Annotated in this window: 5 protein-coding genes; 4 read left to right on the forward strand and 1 reads right to left on the reverse strand. The window is 33.2% G+C overall.

Going from position 1 to position 4657, the window contains the following annotated elements:
- From BG20_RS07320 to BG20_RS07335, 4 genes are all read left to right on the forward strand, one after another.
- Positions 1–533, forward strand: a 533-nt coding sequence (locus tag BG20_RS07320; RefSeq protein WP_010192926.1) for a chorismate synthase, incomplete at its 5' end; no start/stop codon positions are given.
- 2 nt (positions 534–535) lie between these two features.
- Positions 536–1906 (forward strand): aminotransferase class I/II-fold pyridoxal phosphate-dependent enzyme, encoded by a 1371-nt coding sequence (locus tag BG20_RS07325; protein ID WP_010192928.1) that lies wholly within the window; start codon positions 536–538, stop codon positions 1904–1906.
- Positions 1903–2757: a prephenate dehydrogenase gene (locus tag BG20_RS07330; protein WP_010192932.1), complete on the forward strand. Its 855-nt coding sequence runs from the start codon at positions 1903–1905 to the stop codon at positions 2755–2757. Before BG20_RS07325 ends, BG20_RS07330 begins: the two co-directional genes overlap by 4 nt.
- Positions 2758–2762: 5 nt before the next feature.
- Complete coding sequence (locus BG20_RS07335; RefSeq protein WP_048097147.1) at positions 2763–3167, forward strand: NUDIX domain-containing protein; 405 nt, start codon at positions 2763–2765, stop codon at positions 3165–3167.
- Here BG20_RS07335 and thiC read toward each other — a convergent pair.
- Positions 3153–4475 (reverse strand): phosphomethylpyrimidine synthase ThiC, encoded by a 1323-nt coding sequence (gene thiC, locus BG20_RS07340; protein WP_010192935.1) that lies wholly within the window; start codon positions 4473–4475, stop codon positions 3153–3155. The two genes, BG20_RS07335 and thiC, sit on opposite strands and share 15 nt — an antisense overlap.
- Positions 4476–4657 lie beyond the last annotated feature (182 nt).

Raw genomic sequence — 4657 nt, forward strand, 5'->3', positions numbered from 1 at the left:
AAAATACTGCAAAAAAAATGAAAGAATCAATTCTAGATGCAAGAAAGAAAGGAGATTCACTTGGAGGAATAATCGAATCAGTAACTACAAACATCCCAGTAGGATTAGGAGAGCCAATATTTGGTTCATTAGAATCAGATTTGAGTAAAGCAATATTTTCAATCCCATCTGTAAAGGGAGTAGAGTTTGGCTCAGGATTTGCAGGATCAGAATTATTCGGTTCTGAAAATAATGATCTGTACACCATTAAAAAAGGAAAAATTGTTACAAAGACAAATAATTCAGGTGGGATTCTTGGTGGGATATCAAATGGGATGCCAATTACAATGAGAATTGCATTTAAACCTGCATCATCAATAGCACAAAAACAGAGTACTGTCGATATTAAAACGAAAAAAGAAACAGTGTTAGAAGTAAAAGGTAGACACGATCCATGTGTAGTACCTAGAGCACCACCGGTAGTAGATTCCTTAGTTGCGCTAACTTTGGCAGATCATGCTATTTTAGCTGGAGTAATCAAGCCTGTATTATAGACATGTCTGACATCAATCAACTACGTAACAAAATAGATGAGATCACTATCGAAATGATCAAGATGTTAAAAATTAGAACTGATATATCTAAAGAAATTGGTGAAATTAAAAAAAACATAGGAAAAGGAATAACAGATGAATCAAGAGAAGACAATCTTCGTAAACAAGTAATCACATTATGCAAGGGATTAAATTTTGATGAATCAATCGCATCAAAATTTTTGAATTTTTTATTAAATGAATCAATTAAAGTTCAATCAGAAAACAAGCAGACTCATCTGTCAATTTTTCTGAAAGCAAAGTCAATGGAACAAGAAGGTAAAAAAATTATCCACATGGAGGTAGGAGAGCCAGATTTTGCTCCACCAGAAATTGTAAAAAATGCACTTCAGGAAGTTTTTGACAAAGGTTTTTTCAAATACGGTCAAACAAGAGGCCTACCATCATTTAGAAATGCACTTGCAAAATACGCATCTAAAAAATTCAATGCAAATGTCTCTGAAGAAAATATACTTGTAAGTCCAGGTGCACGATTTGCAATATTTTCTGCAATTACTACACTGTTAAATCCAGGTGATGAGATAATTGTAATAGAACCAGCATGGCCAGCATACAAGGATTGTGCCTTAAATTCTGGAATTAAAGTAAGAACCATTACAACTACATTAGAAAGTAAATGGGAGCCAACTATTGAACAAATTCAAAAAGTGATCAATGCAAATACAAAGATGATAGTATTAAATTATCCAAACAACCCAACTGGAAAGATTCTTCCTGAAAAACTACAAGATGAGATTGTACGAATTTCTATGAAAAATAATTTGTACATTTTAAGTGATGAGATATATTCCGAATATGCTTTTACGAATTGGAAAAGTGTGTTATCATATAATTATGATAAAAGTATCATAACACAGTCATTTTCAAAATCACATGCAATGACAGGATTTAGAATTGGATATGCCATAGCAAGCCCTGAAATTATCAATAAAATGTCAAAATTAGAAGCATTATGCCTTACTAATGTTTCAGAACCTATCCAATATGTAGCCATGAAGGGATTAGAGTCAGATATATCAAACAACACTAATACCATACGAACCAGACTAAAGGTATTGACTGAAAAAGTAAAAGAGATCAAATTAGATTTTGCAGTACCAGATGGGGCAATGTACATTTTTGCCAGAGTTAATCAAGAGGGTTTTAGCGGAGTCCAATTTGCAAATGAATTACTAGAAAAAGGATTGGCAGTAGCTCCCGGAGAGGGTTTTGGAGATTACAGAAACTTTATCAGAATTTCGGCATGTCAAGATGAAAAAACACTAATGGAGGGAATGAATATACTTGGCAATATGATGAGAGATAAGCAATGAAAAAGAAAATTACAATAATTGGTGCCGGGGGTCAAATGGGACAATGGTTTGCCAAATATTTTGCTGCTAATGATTTTGAGGTTACAGGTTATGACACTGAAAATAAAATAAGCGGGAAAGGAATTTTACAAGCAGACTCATTGGTTGGTGGAATTTTAAAAGCAGATTATGTGGTATTATGTACTCCTACAAGAAGAACTCCAGAAATAATCAGACTGATTGCAAAAGAGATGAAAAGAGGAACATATCTAATTGAAATATCATCTGAAAAATCCAAAGTTGTAACATCCCTATCAAAAATGCCAGCAAAAATTAATCCAATATGTATCCATCCAATGTTTGGTCCAGGAGCAAAATCGATCAAGGGTCAAAATATTATATCAGTTCCAATTAAAGATGCAAAAAAAGAACTAACAGTTGCCAAAGAACTTTTTGATGGTGCAAACTTTGTAACAATTGATGCAGTAGAACATGATAAAAAAATTGCAGTCATTTTAGGATTAACACATTTGATGAATCTTGTATTTGCAAATATCATTGCAAAAGATGAAAAAATGTCTTTGACAGAAAAAATGTCAGGTACAACTTTTAGAGTTCAAAAAATACTAGCAGAAAGCATCATGACAGAATCACCAGAATTAATAGAGACAATTATCGCAAATCCAGAAATTAGAAGAGTTGCAGAAGAGCTATGGAAAGATATCGGAAGATTACTTACAGCAGTACAAGAATCAAAAACAGAGGAAGTAATAGATTACATTAAGACATGTCAAGAAAAGCTTTCTTCAAATACAAATCTAGAGGATTCGTATAAAAAATTAACAAAAATGGTAAATGTAATTGAAAAATAGAAGAAATGCGCTCAACCAAAATAGTGACATCGTTTATCCAAGATGGACAGAAATTACTAATTCTAAAAAGAAGTAATAATGTAAAAACCATGAAAGGTTTGTGGGCAGGGATAAGCGGAATTATAGAAAAAGATGAAGAGCCACTAAAAAGAGCAAAAATAGAGATTCATGAAGAGATAGGTATTTCAGAAAATCAATTAAAATTAATTAAAAGTGCCAATACGTTAAAAATTAATTCTCCTCAGTATGAAAATCATGAATGGGATGTTTTTCCATTTTTGTTTGAAGTAAAGAATCCAGAAATCAAATTGAATTGGGAGAATTCAGAATTTAAATGGATTACAAAAGATGAACTAAAAAATTACAAAACAGTTCCAAGTCTTGAGAAAGTATTGTCAAATTTGTTGTAGGTTTTCTTCCTTTTCGTATTTTCTTTGTTGTGGCAACATAACATAAACACATGCTCCACCACACATTGTACAAGGAACGTTATTTCCAAGACGCTGTCCTGTACGGCTATGTATTCTGGCGGCCTCCTCAGGATCAATAGACAGTGCAATTTGTTTTTCCCAATCTAATGTTCTACGAGCCTCAGTCATTGCCATATCCCATTTAATTGCCTTGTCACGAATTTTTACTAAATCAGCTGCATGTGCTGCAATTCGATATGCGATTAATCCAGATTTTACTTCTTCAGCATTAGGTAATGCAAGATGTTCCGAAGGAGTGAGATAACATAATAGATCAACACCTTGACTTGCAGATACAGCTGCACCAATTGCACTTGCAATATGATCATGACCAGATGCAACATCAGTTACCAAAGGGCCTAAAACATAGTAAGGTACATCGCCGATTAATGATTTTGCCAATATGACATTAGCAGATACCTCATTTAATGGAACATGACCAGGTCCTTCAACCATCACTTGGATATCTTGTTCATGAGCACGCTTGGTTAATTGTGAGATATTGATCATTTCTTGAACTTGTAGTTCATCATGAGAATCAAGGATAGAACCAGGTCGTAGGGCATCACCTAAACTAAATGTGATATCATATTTTTTTGCAAGTTCAATAAGATAATCATAATGAGTGATGTAAGGATTTTCTTTATCATGTTTTAACATCCAGGCAGCAGTAATTGTTCCACCTTTACTCACTACACCCCCATACCGCTTTACCTTAAGAATTCTTTTTGCAATGTCTTTAGTGATTCCACAGTGAATTGTTGTGTAATCAACGCCATCTTTTGCATTGTTTTCAAATGCATTTAAGAAATCATCTTCACTTAAGTTTAAAGGATTTTTGTGAACTTCAACCCCATAGTTATAGGCCTCATAAATTGGAACAGTTCCAAATGTAATTGGTGCAACAGTTAACAAAGATTGGCGTATTTTTCTTACATCTCCCCCGTCACTCAAATCCATTATAGTATCAGCATGATATTTTACTGCAACTTTGGCTTTTTCAATTTCCTCTTCCAAGTTCACATTTAGAGTAGAAGTTCCAATATTGACATTGACTTTAGTCTTGAGACCTTTTCCTATTCCAACATTGTGAATTTTTTGTGATCTGACATTATTACTAGGAATGATAATAGATCCTCGCGCAATTTTTGGGATTAACCAATCTAATGTAACATCCTCATCTTTTGCAACTCTTTTCATTTCATCCGTTGCAATACCCCTTCGAGCCGAACTCATTTGAGTACCCATAAAATCAATACATCTTTGCCTGATTTAAACAATCATTAAAGAACAGAAAAATATGCATTGTCTTTTAAATATGAAAATCGATCAAACACTAAAAACAAGAAATAATCTGAATAAAGTAAATTTGAAATTTTGATTTAATTCCTACTTTGCTGAACTCCAAGTTTCTGAAATTTTACAATCAA

Source organism: Candidatus Nitrosarchaeum limnium BG20 (assembly GCF_000241145.1).
In the GTDB taxonomy this organism is placed as follows: domain Archaea; phylum Thermoproteota; class Nitrososphaeria; order Nitrososphaerales; family Nitrosopumilaceae; genus Nitrosarchaeum; species Nitrosarchaeum limnae.